Source organism: Vibrio sp. 1CM23M (assembly GCF_023161755.1).
GTDB lineage: Bacteria > Pseudomonadota > Gammaproteobacteria > Enterobacterales > Vibrionaceae > Vibrio > Vibrio coralliirubri.
This window is the reverse complement of sequence record NZ_JALNTR010000001.1, coordinates 638,199-655,357: the sequence shown is the minus strand read 5'-3', so window position 1 is coordinate 655,357 and position 17,159 is coordinate 638,199. Positions and strand designations below refer to the sequence as shown.

Here is a 17,159-nt window from a genome sequence, read left to right as displayed (position 1 = left end):
TACACGATTTTTAAGATTTTATTGGTAATCTCATGAATATTGAACACCTCAAATTGTTTGTTCGTTTAGCTTCCACACATAACATCAGCATGGCTGGGCAAGAGCTTGGTTTATCACCTGCTGTTGCAAGCTCACACATCAGTAAGCTGGAAGACAATTTAGGCGTTCGCTTGGTTCACAGAACCACTCGTAAGGTCTCTTTAACCGAAGAGGGGGAAGCATTCTTACCTCATGCTGAAGAAGTGCTATCGAGCGTCGATGCAGCCAAATCGGCGGTCGGTGTGGGTTGTGATTCTCCAACCGGAACGCTGCGAGTTACCGCATCTGCGTCTTTTGGGCGTTTGCATCTTGTGCCTGCTTTACCTGGATTCTTAGAACGCTACCCTGGGTTAAAAGTCGATCTCAGACTATCAGATTCAATGGTAGATGTTGTTGAGGGTGGCTTTGATATCGCAATTCGTATCTCAGAGCTGAAAGACTCGACACTGATTGCCCGAAAATTGGCGACAGACAAACGCATTGTGTGTGCATCGCCTGATTACTTAATCAAATACGGTAAGCCAGCCACACCTCAAGATCTTAACGATCATCAGTGTATTAGCCTAATTGGTTTAGAAAACTGGACCTTCAATACCGAAAGCGGGCCTAAGACGATTAAGGCATCGGGATCGTTCAGGGCAGATAACGGAGAAGCACTGCGTGACGCAGCTTCTGGTGGAATAGGTATCACGGTGACGTCGAATTGGTGTGCGTATGAGCAACTGAAAAGCGGTCAACTGATTCAAATATTAGAAGATTACCCATTAACCTCAGAACCTGCGATTTGGGCTGTGTACCCAAGCACAAGGTTACTTGCGCCAAAGGTGAGAGCCTTCATTGACTACTTCTCTGAATATTATGGTAATCCGCCGTATTGGGAACAAACGTAGAGACAAACGTTGTACGAAAAAGCCCTGTGTTTCTAACTTAATACATTAGAAACACAGGGCTTTTTATTGAGATTTGCAAATCAACTCAGCATGAGTCATCGCGATTAAGAAAGCGTTGCTTTGATGATATCTTCAATTTTAGCGACAACTTGCTGCGACTTATCGCCGTAAATTGCATCTGGGTGCGGGTTCGCAAACGTGTTGTTGTCGTTATCAAAGTATTGACCGCCCGCTTGTGCGAACTCGTCAGACAATGATGCGCGAACCAGAATATCAGAACCTATGCTTAGGTCGCCGCCTGCAATGCCGTAAGCGTCTTTCACCATCTTGCTGCCTAGTAACGAAGCTGGGTTGACCGCAACCACCATTGGCCCTGTAGAGCCTAACTCTTTTGCCATTTCACGAGTCCACATAGTGATTGCAAGCTTGCTTTGTGCGTAAGCGTCACCATCAGACATTGGCTTCTTGCCTTCTAGCGCTTCGATGTTCACTGCTGCTTGCGCCGCTGAAGACAGGTTCACCACTCGGCTAGATGCATCGAGTACAGGTAGCAGACGTTTAGTCAGGTGGTATGGTGAAATGGTATTCACAACAAAACGAACATCTAAACCGTCTTTAGTGATTGGGTTCGGAGTGTTGAACACACCTGCGTTGTTAATCAGTACATCAATCTTATCGTGACCAGCAATTATTTCGTCAGCCAATGCATCCACATCAGCCAGAACAGACAAATCTGCCACGTAACTTTGAATTTGCGCTTCAGCAGAGATAGCCACAAGTTGCTGCTCTACGTCTTTGAGTTTGCTTGGGTTACGTCCATGCAATAAAACGTGGTGACCTTGTTGAACAAGTACTTTTGCCGTTTCGAAGCCGATACCATCGGTAGAGCCTGTGATCAGAATAACTTTTTGCATGGAATAGATTCCTTATTAAAGCGCTGACATGGTGAGCGTTTTTTAAATGTGTTGTTTCGTTGAGATAAAGAATAGCAACCTTTTGTGAAGTTGATAATCAACCGGATTAATAAAACACTATTTAGTTTTTGTTGAAAATAGAGGTGTGAACAAAGTCTCAGGCCGAACGGAATAGCAGACAATAAAAAAGCTTAGCGCGGGGGACGCTAAGCTTCGTTGTTAAGTATGTTCTTGAACCATGTTTAAGCTGGTGGGGTTAGCCTACTTGAGAAAAGCTTACAACCTTGCTTTGTAGCTTCTCTTTCAGGTAATCCGTCACCGCTTGCTGCTCGGATTCGCTCATGTACAGGCCAAGTTTGGTTCTGCGCCACAAGATGTCTTCGTCAGTCATTGCCATCTCTTCATTGATCAAGTAATCGATTTCAACTTGATAAACGCCATGCGCCTCGCTTGAGAATTGAATGCCAAGGTCTGCTTCGCTGTTTGCGCCTTCCAATAGCTTCCACGTGTAAGTACCAAATTGAGTTACGTAGCGAAGCAATAGCGCTTCAGATGCCCAAGGGTATTTAGTGTGGATCATCTTCGCAAGCTGCTCTCGGCTGCAACTAAAGTTACCACCTGGAAGCGTGTCGTTCGCTGTCCATGGCGCACCCATGTTGGTTAGGTGTGGCTCAAGCTTCTTAAGTGCCGCTTCGCCGAGCTTACGATAAGTGGTCAACTTGCCACCGAAGATCGAAAGCAGTGGTGCTTGATCAAGCTCTGCGTCCAATTCCAACGTGTAGTCACGAGTGATCGCTTGTGGTGAATCCGATTCGTCGTCACAAAGCGGTCTTACGCCACTGTATGTCCAAACCACATCTTCACGACCAAGCTGTTTAACAAAGTGCTGGTTAACGATATCAATCAAGTAATCCACTTCAACATCATCAATTGCGACGTTACGAGGGTCGCCTTTGTATTCAAGGTCGGTAGTGCCGATGATCGAGAACTTATCTAGATAAGGGATCATGAACACAATACGATTGTCTTTGTTTTGCAGAATATACGCTTGTGGTTCGTCGTGAATGCGTGGCACAACAATGTGTGAGCCTTTGATAAGACGAATATTACGAGGTGAAGCCTGCTCTAATCCATCATCAAAGAATTGCTTAACCCAAGGGCCTGCTGCGTTAACTAGTGCTTTCGCTTTACGTTCAAAACGCTGGTTTGTCATCACATCAAGGATCGTCACATGCCAAATACCACCTTCACGGTGCGCTTTTTCAACACGGCAGTAGTTACGTACTTCTGCGTTGTTCTCTTTTGCTGCCAACACGTTAAGCAATACCATACGCGCATCATCAACCCAGCAATCTGAGTATTCGAAGCCTGTCTTCATTTCTGGTTTCAGTAGGCCTGATTTCGCTAGGTTGACTGTCTTACTTCCTGGAAGAGTGGTGCGCTTACCCAAGTTATCGTAAAGGAATAGGCCACAGCGAATCATCCAAGCTGGGCGTAAAAATGGTCGATGAGGTAAACGGAAACGCATTGGCTGAGCAACATGAGGCGCTTTTCTTAACAAGACTTCACGTTCAGCGAGTGCTTCCGAAACCAAACGAAATTCGTAATGTTCAAGGTAGCGTAGGCCACCGTGGATAAGCTTTGAGCTGGCAGAAGACGTTGCAGATGCGAAATCATTTGCTTCGTATAAGCCAACGTTTAGACCACGACCTGATGCGTCTGCCGCGATGCCTGCACCGTTGATGCCGCCGCCAATCACGATCAAGTCTAAAGTGGAAGATGTACTGTTGTTTGAATTATTTTGTTGAGCACTCATGGTTTTGACCTCTTTCTGAGCGAACGAGCATTTTAGAACATAATTGAATCCTATATGAACTTTCGTTTGCGGTCATTTATTATTTTCGTTTATGCGCGTTTTATGTGATTTGGGCATAAAAAAACCTCTGCTTATGAAGGCAGAGGTTCAAATAAGTCTAATTCGAGCATAGAAGCGACAGTGACAGCGAGCAAGTTTTACTTTATTAACTTTTCTATAAAGAATTGTGATTCATTTAAGAAAGTGGCGTCACTGAGCTCTTGTTTTGATTTATTCGCTAATAGGACGAGCGGTATCGATCACTTCTAGCGGTATTGCGGAATCTTTAAGGATGTTGAGAATCTCTTCTGGTGGCTGCTTATTAGTAAACACCATGTGGGCTTGAGAGATATTGCCGAGCTTAACCATCGCGTTACGACCAAACTTAGTGTGGTCGACGGCTAAGAAGATGCTGCGACTGTTTTCGATGATGGCTTGTTTTACACGAACTTCGTGGTAATCAAAATCGAGCAGTGAGCCATCAAAGTCGATGCCACTGATGCCTAAGATGCCGAAATCAAGGCGGAATTGTTTAACGAAATCGAGCGTTGCTTCACCCACGATGCCGCCGTCGCGGTTTCTCACTTCGCCGCCCGCTAAGATAACCTTTATCTCTGGGTTCGGAAGAAGGATGCTGGCAACGTTAATGTTGTTGGTGACGACTCTTAGCTGTTTGTGATTTTTATTGAGCGCGCGTGCCACCGATTCTGGCGTGGTGCCGATATCAACGAACAGGGTTGCACCATCTGGGATGTGTTTAACCAGTTCGTCGGCGATCACGTCTTTTTCGTTGAAGTTAAGCGCTTTACGCGTGTTATAAGAGGTGTTTTCCGAGCTTAAAGGAATGGTTGCGCCGCCATGATAGCGACGAATTTTGTTGCTATCGGCAAGTTCATTGAGGTCTCGTCTGATGGTTTGTGGGCTGACATCGAACTTTTCAACGAGCTCTTCGGTGCTCACATATCCTTGTGTTTTTACCAGATCTACAATCTGCTGGTGTCTTGGTATCTGCTTCACTTAACTTACCACTCCCTGCGCGCAAAGGGCTCTAGCGCGTCAAAATCGAAAATATAAAATCACGCTATTGTGCTCGAATTGATGAAAAGAGAGAAGTAATGATGGTAAGGAATCATGTCTAAACCGCAAAAACGCTGCGCAAAACGTGGAATTTGAGCCTGAAACGCAAAAAAGAGCACAAAAGAGTGCTCTTTTTAGTTTCGTTTGCTGAGGTTCGAGCAATCTAATCGATGAGATTGCTCGAGTTCCTAGATCAACGGTTAATGATTAACGATGAGCTGAATACTCAGTATTACTCTTCGTCGTCATCGTGCAGTTCAGACCAAACCTGTGCACACTTGATTGCACGCTTCCAGCCTTTGTAACGGCGGTTACGTTTCTCTTCGTCGTGGTGTGGCATGAAGGTGCGGTTAAGAACGGCTTTGTCTTGAAGCTCGTCAATGCTGTCCCAGAAACCAACCGCTAGGCCAGCAAGGTAAGCGGCACCAAGAGCCGTTACTTCCGTTACTTCAGGGCGGTGAACTTCGGTATCAAGCACGTCTGATTGGAATTGCATTAGGAAGTTGTTCGCTACTGCGCCGCCATCAACACGTAGGTTCGCTAGCTTGATGCCTGAATCAGCTTGCATCGCGTCTAGTACGTCACGCGTTTGGTAAGCAATGCCTTCCAAGGTTGCACGGATGATGTGGTTCGAGTTAACACCGCGAGTCAGGCCAACAATTGTACCGCGAGCGTAAGCATCCCAGTATGGTGCGCCTAGGCCAGTGAATGCAGGAACCACGTATACGCCGTTTGAAGAATCTACTTTGGTTGCGAAGTACTCAGAGTCTTCTGCGCCAGCCAGTAGTTTCATTTCATCACGTAGCCATTGGATTGATGCGCCGCCCATGAATACTGCACCTTCAAGTGCGTATGCAGGCTCACCTTTAGGACCACATGCCAGTGTTGTTAGTAGGCCGTTTTTCGATGTGACTTTCTCTTGGCCTGTGTTCATTAGAAGGAAACAACCAGTACCATAAGTGTTCTTAGCTTGGCCTGCTTCTACACACATTTGACCGTAAAGTGCCGCTTGTTGGTCACCCGCAATACCCGCGATTGGAATACGAGTACCGCCTTTACCACCAAGGTTCGTTTGACCGTAAACCTCAGAAGAACGCTTCACTTCAGGCATCATTGATGACGGGATACCCATTTCATCAAGTAGCTTTTGATCCCAGCATAGGTCGTTGATGTTGAACAACATAGTACGTGACGCGTTAGTGTAATCCGTAACGTGAACACGTCCTTGAGTCATCTTCCAAACCAACCACGTATCAACCGTACCGAACAGTAATTTGCCAGCTTCAGCGTCTTCGCGAGCGCCTTCAACGTTGTCTAGAATCCATTTTACTTTGGTACCTGAGAAATACGGGTCAAGGACTAAGCCAGTATTGTCACGTACGTAGTCTTCTAGGCCACGCGCTTTTAGGTCTTCACAGATGTCTGCTGTACGGCGACACTGCCATACGATTGCGTTATAAACAGGCTTGCCTGTCTCTTTGTTCCAAACAATGGTGGTTTCACGTTGGTTCGTGATACCAATGCCCGCTAGCTCATCGCTGCGGATGCCTGCTTTAGCAAGAGCTTCAACCAATGTAGAGCTTTGAGTCGCCCAGATTTCCATTGGATCGTGCTCAACCCAACCGGCTTTTGGATAAATCTGAGTAAATTCTCGTTGAGAAGAACTAACGATGTTTGCATCGTGATCGAGGATTACAGCGCGAGAACTTGTGGTGCCTTGGTCTAGGGCAACAATGTATTTTTGCTCGGTCATGGTAAGAATCCTTTTTCTTTCGTTATTTATATTTTAGTAAATGTAGGGTCGCTTAGGAATTAAGCTTGAGCTTGTTCAGCTTCTTGTTCTGTTTCACATTGGTTTGGAATTGTGCAGCCTTGGCCTTCTACTGGTAGGTAAGCACCGATAACACGTGGGTACAACCAACCACCAAAACACGCACCCGCAATTGGAGCAAGAATTGGAACGATGAAGTAAGGAATATCACGAGCACCGCTTAGTGCGAAATCCCAACCTGCAAAGTAAGCGAACAGTTTTGGTCCGAAGTCACGAGCAGGGTTCATTGCAAAGCCTGTCAGTGGACCTAAAGAACCACCGATAACCGCGATAAGAATACCGATCAGTAGAGGGTTCATTGCACCGCGAGATGCGCCGTTGTTCTCATCACCTAACGCTAAAATGGCAAACATCAACACTGCAGTAATCACGAATTCCACAGCAAAAGCGCCGAAGAAAGAAAGTGAAGCATGTGGGTAAGTCGAGAAGATACCAGCAGTTGATAGTGCGTCTTGGCTGCTACGAACGAAGTTATGTGCGATTTCGTAGTCAGTAAATAGGTTGCTGTACAGGCTGTAAACCAATGCTGCAGAGCAGAAAGCGCCAAGCAGTTGCGAAATGATGTAAGGCACCACTTTCGCTTTATCGAAGCCATGGAACATGGCCAGTGCAATCGTTACGGCTGGGTTGATGTGTGCGCCTGAAACGCCGGCAGTACAGTAAATTGCAATCGCAACACCGAAGCCCCAGATGATGCTGATTTCCCATTGTCCGAATGTCGCACCGGTTAATACCAGAGCGGCCACACAGCCAACGCCAAAGAATATGAGTAATCCTGTACCGATAAATTCAGCCAAGCATTGCCCAAATAAAGAAGGGTGTTTGTTTGTTGTCATGTTCGAGTCCTTTTTAGTTTTGCTTATCTAGCACGTGTATTGTGCATATATTTGCGAACTCGAAAATAAACGAACATCAAAAGTGAGCGTTTGAGCATAAAATTGTTAATTAAAGTCACTTGAAATGTTAATCCGAACACTTTTGCTCGGAAAAGATGCTCGCATGAACGTCATTGCTCGAATGGATGTGTTTCGAGGTCGCTAAAACTACCTGTATGTAAACGGATGCACAACTGGTACGAGGAGTTTATGTTTGGATTTGTGATGCTACTTCGTGAGTGGTGGATTATTAGACGTAGCTTGATGATATTTAACACACTTTACCTTGTGTACTGAACAGAATGTTCTAAATGTGATGTGGTACTGTGCTTTGTTTTATTATTGTTACTTTTGTTATTGAAATTGCCATCATACTTGAGAACAATCGTCTTCTTTATGCGGGGGATAAGATGCGAATATTGGTAGTTGAAGATGATCGCTTGATCAGTGAAGCAATAGAACAGCGCTTTATCGACCTAGGTCATGGTGTTGATTGTGCCTACGATGGGGCTGTCGCGTTCGCCATGATCAGCCACACCGATTTTGATTTAGTGATCCTCGATCTAAACCTGCCCAATAAATCGGGTGAGCAGATCATCAAACGTATTCGCCAATCGTCTGATACCCCTGTTCTCATTCTTACCGCGCGCAGTGAAGTGTTTGACCGAATTCAACTTTTGGATCTGGGCGCTGATGATTATCTCACTAAGCCTTTTGATTTTGGTGAGTTAGAGGCTCGCTGTCGCGCGATCGTTCGACGTCGTCAAGGCAGCGATCAGAACACAGTGACGTTTGGTGACATTGAGTTCGACAGTGCCGGGTGCATTGTGAAAGTGAAGGGCGAGGTCATTGAGCTTAAACAGCGTGAATATCGCTTATTAGAAATCTTCCTGAACCATCTCAACCGTGTGATGAGCAAAGAAGAGATCATCGATCACTTATATAACTTCGATAACCCACCCAATACTAATGCGATTGAAACCTACGTTGGTCGCTTGAGGAAGGCGCTAGCCAATAGCAATGTCGAGATCAAAACCCTACGTGGCCTTGGTTACGTGCTCAATAAAGTCGAAGACTGAGCTTAGGAGTATTAGGTGACGGCACTGACCCAATCTGTCCGCTTTCGTTTTCGAACAAAATCGCTGAGATTTCAATTATTGTTCTCTGCGACCTGTCTGTTGTGCCTGATTAGTTTGCTCACTTTGGTTGCGGTAAAGCGCTACGCCTATCAAACCACTCAGATGTTTTATGATCGCCAGTTGAATAACGCGGCTCTGCAGATCATAGAGCAGGTTCGTTTTAATGGCTTAACATTCAGTGTCGACATTCCCACAGCGGCCTTTAAATCACTGGCAGATTCCCCAAGAGATAAGGTTTTCTATCTGGTTGTTAGTTCTCCGAGTTCATCGGAGTCTGGTTACATTACGGGTTATAAAGAATTGCTTGATGACCAACTGGTGCGTGACCAAATTGAGCAATACCAGATAAAACTCGAACCAGAGGCCGCTTATTTTTACTTAACCTTCAAAGATGAATGGGTGCGTTTGTCTTTGGTCAGTCGCATCATGAATACCCGCGAAGGGCCTCAGAATATCTACGTGCTTGTGGGGCAAACCACACAAGCGAGGCAAGTATGGGAGAAGCAACTCTCGGACCACGCAGTCAAGCTACTACTTGCGGTGATGTTAAGTGCGTTGTTGGTGATTTTTGTGTTGATTGTAAAGGTGCTCAAGCCGGTTAATGAGATCAACAATAAGATGGAAAGGCGTTCCAATCTCGACCTGACCCCAATTAACCTCGATGCTCCTGAAGAGGTTGAGCACTTGGTCGACACCATTAATGTGTTCATGTCTCAGCTCGATAAGAACTTAACCAACCTTAAGAACTTTACCGGCGAAGCTGCGCATCAGTTAAAGACACCAATCGCAGGGATTAAAGCCCAAATCGAACTGGCTAAAAGTAAAGCGAGTGATCGTCACACGCTCGATTATTTGGATAAAGTCACCGGTGCGTGCGAGGTGCTTGAGCGCACGGTGGAGCAGCTGTTGAACCACGCGACGATTCGCCATCGTTACCAAAGTATCGAACCTACAGATATTGATTTTAATGAGTTAGTCAAACAAACCAGCCGTGGCTTGGCGATGAATGCACTCAATAAAGACATCGAATTGAGCTACATAGAATCACTTAAATTTCACATTCGAGGCGACAGTTTCGCCTTAACTCAGATGCTGACGAATCTCATTGAAAATGCCATCAAGTACTCCCCTAAAGGCAGCACTATCGAGGTTGAATTAGTACAGCAAGGCAGCAAAGCGGTGCTGTATATTCGCGATTTCGGGCCGGGCATTGATGAGCAAGATAAGCCTCATGTGTTCGAGAAGTTTTATCGCAGCCCGAATGCGATTAGCCAAGGCACAGGGCTAGGGATGAGTATCGCGTTAGATGTTGCCCAAAAATCCAATGCAATTCTGAGCTTAGAAGATACAAACCCAAATGAAACGGATAATCGCGGTCTTACGGTGAAAGTTCAGTTCCCGCATACCTATTGGTGGGAGGTTTAATGATCAAACTAATACGGGCTTGGATTACAGGGCTAACTTCGGCGGTGCTGCTAGCAAGCGCTCTATTTGTTACGAATGCCACCGCACAAGCTAATCAAGGCGCTAGTCGCCAAGACTCTGTTCACCAAGACAATAGCAACCAAGGTGATGACAATGAAGATGCACTGGTGATCTATGGTGCGGCCTACTTGTCAGAAATGAAGCCACTGCTCGATGACTTCCAACGTCGAAATCCAGATATTACGGTTCGCTATCAAGCGATGAGCAGCAATGTATTAGATGCTCATATTCGAGACCAAAAGCCGGATCAACCTGACATCACCATCAGTTCTGTGATGGATTTACAATTGCGACTTGTTAATGATGGTTACGCATTACCTTACCAAATCAATGTGCCGGGCTATGGCTCTCAATCGGGTATTGTTCCGCACTGGAGCCAATGGCGAAATGAGTTGTTTGGTTTTAGCTATGAACCTGCTGTGATTGTGTTTAATCAAGCTTTTCTTGAAGGCAAAGAAGTCCCGCTTAGTCGTGTTGAGTTGTTGAGTTTTATTCGTCAACATAGTGATGAGCTGATGGGGAAGATAGGGCTGTTTGATATTCGTGATGTGGGTATCGGTTATCTGCTTTGGTCCTTTGAACGAGCACAAACAAGTAACTACGGGCAGTTTTTAGAGTTGTTTAATCTTCATCACGCGCGCACCTTTGATAGCTCCGCCTCGATGCTCAAGGCGTTGACCAATGGTGATATCTCGATTGCCTACAACATCATGGGCTCGTACGCGAACTCATGGGAATCAAAGCACAAAGATGTGGTGATTGTGGCTGCGAATGACTATACCCCTGTGGTTATTCGAACTGCATTTATCAACAAAACCACTCCGCGGCCAGCACAAGCTCAAGCCTTTATCGATTATCTGTTTTCCTATTCAGGACAGAAGCTAATGGCAGAAGAAACCAACATGCCTCCAGTGCGCACCGATATAAAAAGTGCAAAATCCGCCGTTGTCTTACGTGAACAGTTTGCGAACCAACTTAAGCCTTTGCCATTAGATGTCAGCTTGTTGATCTTCTCAGATCAAAGCAAAAAATCGTTAGTGATTACGGAATGGGAGAGTGCCTTAAAAAGCTACGACTAGCCTTATTCTTATTTCAGTTCAGTTCAGTTCAGTTCAGTTCAGTTTAGGTCAGGTTAGGTCAGTTTTAGCCTCGGTATTAACCCTCTGTTATTCTGCCTTTGAACCGACTGAGCCAAATGTTGGTTTGTCTGCCCCTGCTAAATGTCACCGAGTCAGCTGCATGACAGTTTCGTTTTTTACTCTTGAAGTCCACAAATGAGCATGGATTTGCTCTTTCACTTCAAGAGTAAGAGGTTGAATACGGTCATGAATGAGAATATTTCCTGCATGTTGATCCGCGGTGGCACATCGAAAGGTGCATACTTCCTAGCCAGTGATTTGCCTGAAAGTGAGCAAGAAAGAGATGAACTGCTCGTGCGTATTATGGGCTCTGGTGAGGGACAGCAAATTAATGGTATTGGTGGCGGAACAACGTTGACTAGCAAGGTCGCCATTGTTTCTAAATCTTCAGAAGAAGGTACCGACTTAGAGTACTTATTTGCTCAAGTTGGCGTTGAAGAAAAAGAAGTCGATACTCGCCCCTCATGTGGCAATATTCTCTCTGGAATCGTGGCGTTCGCCAGTGAAAATAATTTGGTTAAGTTAAGCAGTCCATCGACCATGTTGCGTGTCAGAAACATCAACACCAATACGATTATCGAAGTTTCCGCCGAAAGCCCAAATGGCCATTTACGTTATGACGGTGATGTGCGTGTGGACGGCGTTCCCGGAACTGGCTCTCCTGTTTTGCTCAATTTCTTAGATGTCGGAGGCTCCAAAACGGGCAAGCTATTTCCTACAGGCAAGGTGCGCGATGAGGTCGAAGGCGTCGAATTGACGTGTTTAGATGCGGCGGTGCCTATGGTACACATTAATGCTCAAGACCTTGGCTTAACGGGTAATGAAACCAAGCAACAGCTCGATGACAATGCTCCCTTATTGGAACGTATAGAGTCTATCCGATTGGTGGCAGGCCGATTAATGGGTATGGGCGATGTGACGGGGAGTGTGGTACCTAAGGTCTCCTTGTTATCGGCACCAACGTATGGTGGACACATCACCTCTCGATACTTTGTGCCACACAACTGCCATGCAAGTCATGCTGTTACAGGAGGGATTTGTGTAGCGGCGGCTTGCATGATTCCGGGCACGGTCGCCCATGAAGTGTGCCAAGGCATTAACTCTGAAACAGTCGTGATTGAGCACCCTAGTGGACAAATCCAAGTCAATATCAAAGTAGAGCCGGGGGAAGTTGAGCCTGCGGTTCGCCAAGCGGCGTTGGTGCGCACAGCTCGCCCGCTGTTCAAAGGTCAGGTTTACCCGACGTTCTAATCTAATCTGCTTTATTAGCTATTTCATGTCGCTAGCCTTTGGGCTGGCGATTTTTTTATTCTCACCTTCATATTCTTTTTATCCCTAAACGGCTCTCCTAAACCACGTAAAATCTAGAAATTTTCTGCACCAATTCAGCGCACTCTGCTCTGTTTTTGTGCCTTAAAGGGCGATCTTTGTAACACTTTTGTTATCAAAATGGAGCGTGTCAGTTGGGTGACAGGTTCGGCGACTAATTTGTCAGAAACCACAAAAAACAGTCCAACTGCAGACAACACGCAGTAAATGGATATTAGGAGGCACGATGCTGAACGTACAACTACCCGGCAATACACAACTATCTACTAAGGGTTCGTTATTCTCGAACGGTTCTTTTCTTATGACTCAAAAATTGTCTAAGTTAAAAGTTTGCCAATCACTCTTGGTCACGCTACTTGGTGTGGGGGCATTATCTCATCACGCACAAGCCGAAGAGGTTTCGTTTAAAGGTGAGCGTGTCGAGTTTGTGATGCCTTACAAAGAGGGCGGCGGTACCGATACATGGGGGCGTTTCTATGCACCTTATTTGTCTCAATCGTTACCGGGCAATCCTGTAGTGGTAGTGAAAAATATTCCGGGTGGCGGCTCAACAAAAGGCGCTAACCAATTTGCTCGCCGTGCGAAAGACAACGGCCTCAACATCTTTGCAAGCTCGGCATCAACCCAATATCCCTATCTTCTTCAAGATCGCCGAGTTCGTTACGACTACAACGATTGGAGCGTGATTCTCGCATCCCCAACCGGCGGTGTTGTATATGTTTCGCCTAAAACGGGCATCGAGAACGTACAAGATCTTTTCGATAAGAAAGATCAAATCAAGTTTCAATACGCAAGCCAAGGTGCGACCTCGATTGACTTAGTACCACTGCTAGCGATGGATCTACTTGGTTTGGAGGTACAAGCGATTTTCGGTATGCAAGGGCGAGGTGCTGGTCGACTGGCGTTCGAGCGAGGCGAAGTGAACATCGATTCTCAAACTAGCTCATCTTACATCGACAAAGTGACGCCGCTAGTCAATGAAGGTAAAGCGATTCCATTGTTTAGCTTCGGTGTATTGGGTGAAGACGGCAAGTTGAAGCGTGATCCTAATTTCCCAGAGCTTCCTCACTTCGCTGAGGTCTACCAAATGTTCCACCCGGAAGAGGCTGAAACTCAAGGCTACGCAGTGTGGCGCTCATTCTTCATGGCTGGATTTGCTGCTCAAAAGATGATTTTTGTGCCTAAGTCGACACCAGAAGAGACAGTTGCAGCATGGCGCGCATCGGCTTCTGAATTAGTATCTCAACCTGATTTTCAAAAACGCGCAGTCGAAGTTTTGGGTGATTACCCGCAATTGACTGGCGAGCAAGCACAGTTAGCGTTAAACGCCGCTTTGTCGCTTGATGAAAGTAACCTTGAATGGGTCAGAAACTGGCTGACCACAAACTACAACACCCGTTTCTAAACAGGCTATCCAGAAGCCCAAGAAAACATGAGTTTTAACAACGCTCAGTACTAACTGGCAGTGAGACCGCGGCGCAAGATCGTGGCTCACGCCTTTTCATCTCACTTTTATATTGTTACGTAATTTCAATAGCGTACGTAACTTTTATATCGCTACGTAAAAAAGTAAGCGCCAAACTCCAATAGCATGGGCTTATACGGATTGAACCGTAGGGCTTTTGACATCCATGGATAGGTAAGCGGTGGTAAACGAAGCGAAAGTGAGTTTCATGATAGAAAGGATTCAACGATGTTTAACGAACTCTTTGCTGCACTGGAAACCATATTAAGCGTCCAGCACATCACCTTTATGTTAGGTGGTGTGTTACTGGGTCTCGCGATTGGTATCTTTCCAGGGCTTGGCGGTATTGCCGGCTTATCACTACTGCTTCCATTCCTGTATGGCATGGACCCAATCTCAGCCTTGGCGATGCTTATCGGCTTGGTTGCGGTTATTCCAACGTCTGACACTTTTACCTCGGTATTAATGGGTATTCCGGGCTCAAGTGGCTCGCAAGCAACCGTGCTTGATGGCTTCCCTATGGCGAAAAAAGGCGAGGCGGCGCGTGCGTTATCGGCTGCGTTTACGTCATCGCTATTCGGTGGTCTGTTTGGCGCGGTGATACTGACCGGCTTTGTGCTGATTGCTCGACCGGTGATCCTCGCTTTTGGTTCTGGTGAGTTGTTCATGCTGACCTTGTTGGGTTTGAGCATGGTCGGTGCGTTAGCAGGTAAGAGCTTAGTAAAAGGCTTGTCGGCGTGTGGTATGGGCGTATTGCTTGGCAGTGTTGGTAGTGCCCCGGCAACTGGCGAATATCGAATGACCTTTGACAACTTCTACCTAATGGATGGCATTCCTCTGGTTGTCGTTGGCTTAGGTATTTTTGCGCTTCCTGAGATTATCGATCTGCTTCGTCAAAATAAGCCAATCGCCAATGTTAGTAAACTTGGCAAGGGTTGGTCTGCGGGCGTTCGTGACTTCTTGGAAAACAAATGGCTCGCGGTGCGTTGTAGTGTGATCGGCTGTATTGTTGGTGCGCTTCCCGGCCTTGGTGGCAGCGTAGTGGATTGGATCGCTTATGGTCATGCGGTGCAAACCACTAAGAAAGATCCTGAATTCGGTAAAGGCGATGTGCGTGGTGTAATTGCCCCTGAATCGTCGAATAATGCGAAAGAGGGCGGTGGTTTAGTCCCTACGCTGTTATTTGGTATTCCGGGTTCTGGCAGCATGGCGGTATTCCTCGGTGGCATGGTGTTGGTGGGCTTAGAACCGGGCCCTGCGATGGTGAGTACTGACCTCGATATCACTTACACCATAGTATGGTCTTTGGCACTTGCGAACGTGTTCGGTGCTGGCGCTTGTATGCTGATTTCACCTTGGGTGGCTAGGCTGACCACGGTTCGTTATACGTTGCTTGCTCCATTCATGGTGATGGTGATTTGTTTTGCTGCATTCCAAGCAACACGCGACCTTGGCGACTTAGTCACGCTATTAAGCATAGGTACGCTGGGTGTGCTGATGAAGCGTTTCGACTGGCCTCGCCCAGCGTTCTTGATTGGTTTTGTACTGGCGAATGGTATGGAAACCTACCTGTATCAAGCTGTGCAGTTTGATGGTGCTGCGTTCTTACTCCGCCCTGGCGTGATGATCATTGGTGCGCTGACGGTCTTCTCCCTGTTCTTCATGTGGCGTCAAAGCGTCAAGAAAAACAAGCAAAGTGAAGTACAAGACACTTCGACCGAAACGGTTCAACCTTCAGTGAGAATCAGTAACCGTAAGCCTCAAGTTATCTTCGCTGCTTTGGTCAATATCGCGTTTATGTATGGCATTTATGACGGCTACCAACAGAGCTTCTTAGGTGGTGTGTTCACTATTATCATTGCCAGCATTATGTGGGTGCTATCCGCTGTGGTGCTATTCCAACTGCTGACCAAACCAGAAGGCGATGCTGTCTACTTCGATAATGAGTATGAGCAAGGGTACGCCTTTGATACCAACAGTATCAGCATGATGCACTACCTGTACTGGCTAGGCGCATTGATCCTTGGTTGCTACTTTGTGGGCTATGTGATTTCTATCAGTGCGTTCTTCTGTTTGTTCCTGATGAGTAAAGCAGGGCTGAGCTTGATCCGTTCAGCATCGGTTACCGTTGCTGCCACCGGTTTCTTACTGGGTTTAACTCACCTAATGGTATTGGATTTGCCGATTGGCTTGCTACAAGAAACCGTTAATCTGCCTTGGCCAATTGGATAATAGAGGGAAAGAAATTATGACGATTCGAACGATTATTATGCCTTTCGCTTCTACGGCAAACTCCGCTGAAAGATTAGAAGGCGCGCTGAGCATTGCACAATATTTTGGTGCACATTTGGATGTGTTACACGCTCAAATTAGCCCACAACAGTTGATGCCAGAAGAGCGACAACTGTTACCGAGTAAGTGGTTAAGCCGTATCGACCAGTTAGTTAATAACTACGTTGCAGAAGACATGAACCAGTCTGAACTTGAGTTCACTACCTTGTGCGACAAGCTCGAAGTACCGTTGTGTGACAGTGATAACCTAGTGATGAATGAGGCCAATAAACACGTGAGTGCTCAATGGCATAATCTAACGGGTTATCGAGCGGATGTTGTATCTGAGCGCGGGAAGGTGTCTGACTTAATCATTATCCCTAAACCGCTTAATGGCAAAAGTAGCGTAAGTTTTGACGTGGCGATAGAACATGGCAGTCGCCCCATTTTGCTGATGCCACGTGAGCAAAAAAGCTTTAACCCAGAATGCATTATGATTGCTTGGAATGGCGATGATCCGGGGGCGAGGGCTGTGAAAGCTGCGATGCCGCTGCTTAGAAAAGCAAAGAACATCGTGGTGGTAACCAGTGAGCGTTCACTCAACAAAAAGCCTAACCAACAAGATTTAAAGCGTTACTTGGGGCTACATAACATTGAAGTGGAGTGTATTTCGTTTAAAGAGGGCAGAATAAAAACGCCTCAAGCGATCCTTGCTCATGCCGAGCAGTTTCATGCTGACTTGATTGTGGCTGGTGCGCTTGCTCATAAGAAGATGCATCAACAGATGTTGGGTGGCGTTACCAGAAGGTTATTGAGCAAAACCAACGTGCCTCTGTTCATGGTGAGCTAA

General features: G+C 46.3%; 13 protein-coding genes. 8 read left to right on the top strand and 5 right to left on the bottom strand.

Annotated elements, in window-relative coordinates; all coding sequences use genetic code 11:
• The first annotated feature begins 32 nt into the window (after nucleotides 1-32).
• Complete coding sequence (locus tag MSG35_RS02690; RefSeq protein WP_248382718.1) at nucleotides 33-929, top strand: LysR family transcriptional regulator; 897 nt, start codon at nucleotides 33-35, stop codon at nucleotides 927-929.
• Nucleotides 930-1,033: 104 nt separating this feature from the next.
• Here MSG35_RS02690 and MSG35_RS02685 read toward each other — a convergent pair whose 3' ends face one another.
• The 5 genes from MSG35_RS02685 to MSG35_RS02665 all read right to left on the bottom strand — a co-directional run bounded on the left by MSG35_RS02685 (nucleotide 1,034) and on the right by MSG35_RS02665 (nucleotide 7,442).
• Complete coding sequence (locus MSG35_RS02685) at nucleotides 1,034-1,843, bottom strand: SDR family NAD(P)-dependent oxidoreductase (RefSeq protein WP_248382717.1); 810 nt, start codon at nucleotides 1,841-1,843, stop codon at nucleotides 1,034-1,036.
• A 256-nt stretch (nucleotides 1,844-2,099) separates the two neighbouring features.
• Nucleotides 2,100-3,659, bottom strand: a complete 1,560-nt coding sequence (gene glpD, locus MSG35_RS02680) for a glycerol-3-phosphate dehydrogenase (RefSeq protein WP_029224413.1) — start codon at nucleotides 3,657-3,659, stop codon at nucleotides 2,100-2,102.
• Between the two features lie 270 nt (nucleotides 3,660-3,929).
• Nucleotides 3,930-4,715, bottom strand: a complete 786-nt coding sequence (locus MSG35_RS02675; protein WP_050712352.1) for a DeoR/GlpR family transcriptional regulator — start codon at nucleotides 4,713-4,715, stop codon at nucleotides 3,930-3,932.
• Between the two features lie 292 nt (nucleotides 4,716-5,007).
• Entirely contained in the window at nucleotides 5,008-6,528 is a 1,521-nt protein-coding gene (gene glpK, locus MSG35_RS02670; protein ID WP_017064019.1) for a glycerol kinase GlpK, read from the bottom strand.
• A gap of 59 nt (nucleotides 6,529-6,587) precedes the next feature.
• Complete coding sequence (locus MSG35_RS02665; protein ID WP_019827050.1) at nucleotides 6,588-7,442, bottom strand: MIP/aquaporin family protein; 855 nt, start codon at nucleotides 7,440-7,442, stop codon at nucleotides 6,588-6,590.
• A gap of 449 nt (nucleotides 7,443-7,891) precedes the next feature.
• Between MSG35_RS02665 and MSG35_RS02660 the strand changes: the two genes are divergently transcribed.
• The 7 genes from MSG35_RS02660 (at nucleotide 7,892) to MSG35_RS02630 (ending at nucleotide 17,159) form a co-directional block, all read left to right on the top strand.
• Nucleotides 7,892-8,560, top strand: a complete 669-nt coding sequence (locus MSG35_RS02660; RefSeq protein WP_016795398.1) for a response regulator transcription factor — start codon at nucleotides 7,892-7,894, stop codon at nucleotides 8,558-8,560.
• 15 nt (nucleotides 8,561-8,575) lie between these two features.
• Nucleotides 8,576-10,045: a sensor histidine kinase gene (locus MSG35_RS02655; protein ID WP_248382716.1), complete on the top strand. Its 1,470-nt coding sequence runs from the start codon at nucleotides 8,576-8,578 to the stop codon at nucleotides 10,043-10,045.
• Nucleotides 10,045-11,184 carry an ABC transporter substrate-binding protein gene (locus MSG35_RS02650; protein WP_248336189.1) on the top strand — a complete coding sequence of 380 codons (1,140 nt, stop codon included), beginning with the start codon at nucleotides 10,045-10,047 and terminating at the stop codon, nucleotides 11,182-11,184. Before MSG35_RS02655 ends, MSG35_RS02650 begins: the two co-directional genes overlap by 1 nt.
• 246 nt (nucleotides 11,185-11,430) lie before the next feature.
• Nucleotides 11,431-12,495, top strand: a complete 1,065-nt coding sequence (locus MSG35_RS02645) for a 4-oxalomesaconate tautomerase (protein ID WP_248382715.1) — start codon at nucleotides 11,431-11,433, stop codon at nucleotides 12,493-12,495.
• A 304-nt stretch (nucleotides 12,496-12,799) separates the two neighbouring features.
• Complete coding sequence (locus MSG35_RS02640) at nucleotides 12,800-13,978, top strand: tripartite tricarboxylate transporter substrate-binding protein (RefSeq protein ID WP_228012779.1); 1,179 nt, start codon at nucleotides 12,800-12,802, stop codon at nucleotides 13,976-13,978.
• Between the two features lie 288 nt (nucleotides 13,979-14,266).
• Nucleotides 14,267-16,270 (top strand): tripartite tricarboxylate transporter permease, encoded by a 2,004-nt coding sequence (locus MSG35_RS02635; protein ID WP_248382714.1) that lies wholly within the window; start codon nucleotides 14,267-14,269, stop codon nucleotides 16,268-16,270.
• A 16-nt stretch (nucleotides 16,271-16,286) separates the two neighbouring features.
• Nucleotides 16,287-17,159, top strand: coding sequence for a universal stress protein (locus MSG35_RS02630; RefSeq protein ID WP_048610471.1), 873 nt, complete (start codon nucleotides 16,287-16,289; stop codon nucleotides 17,157-17,159).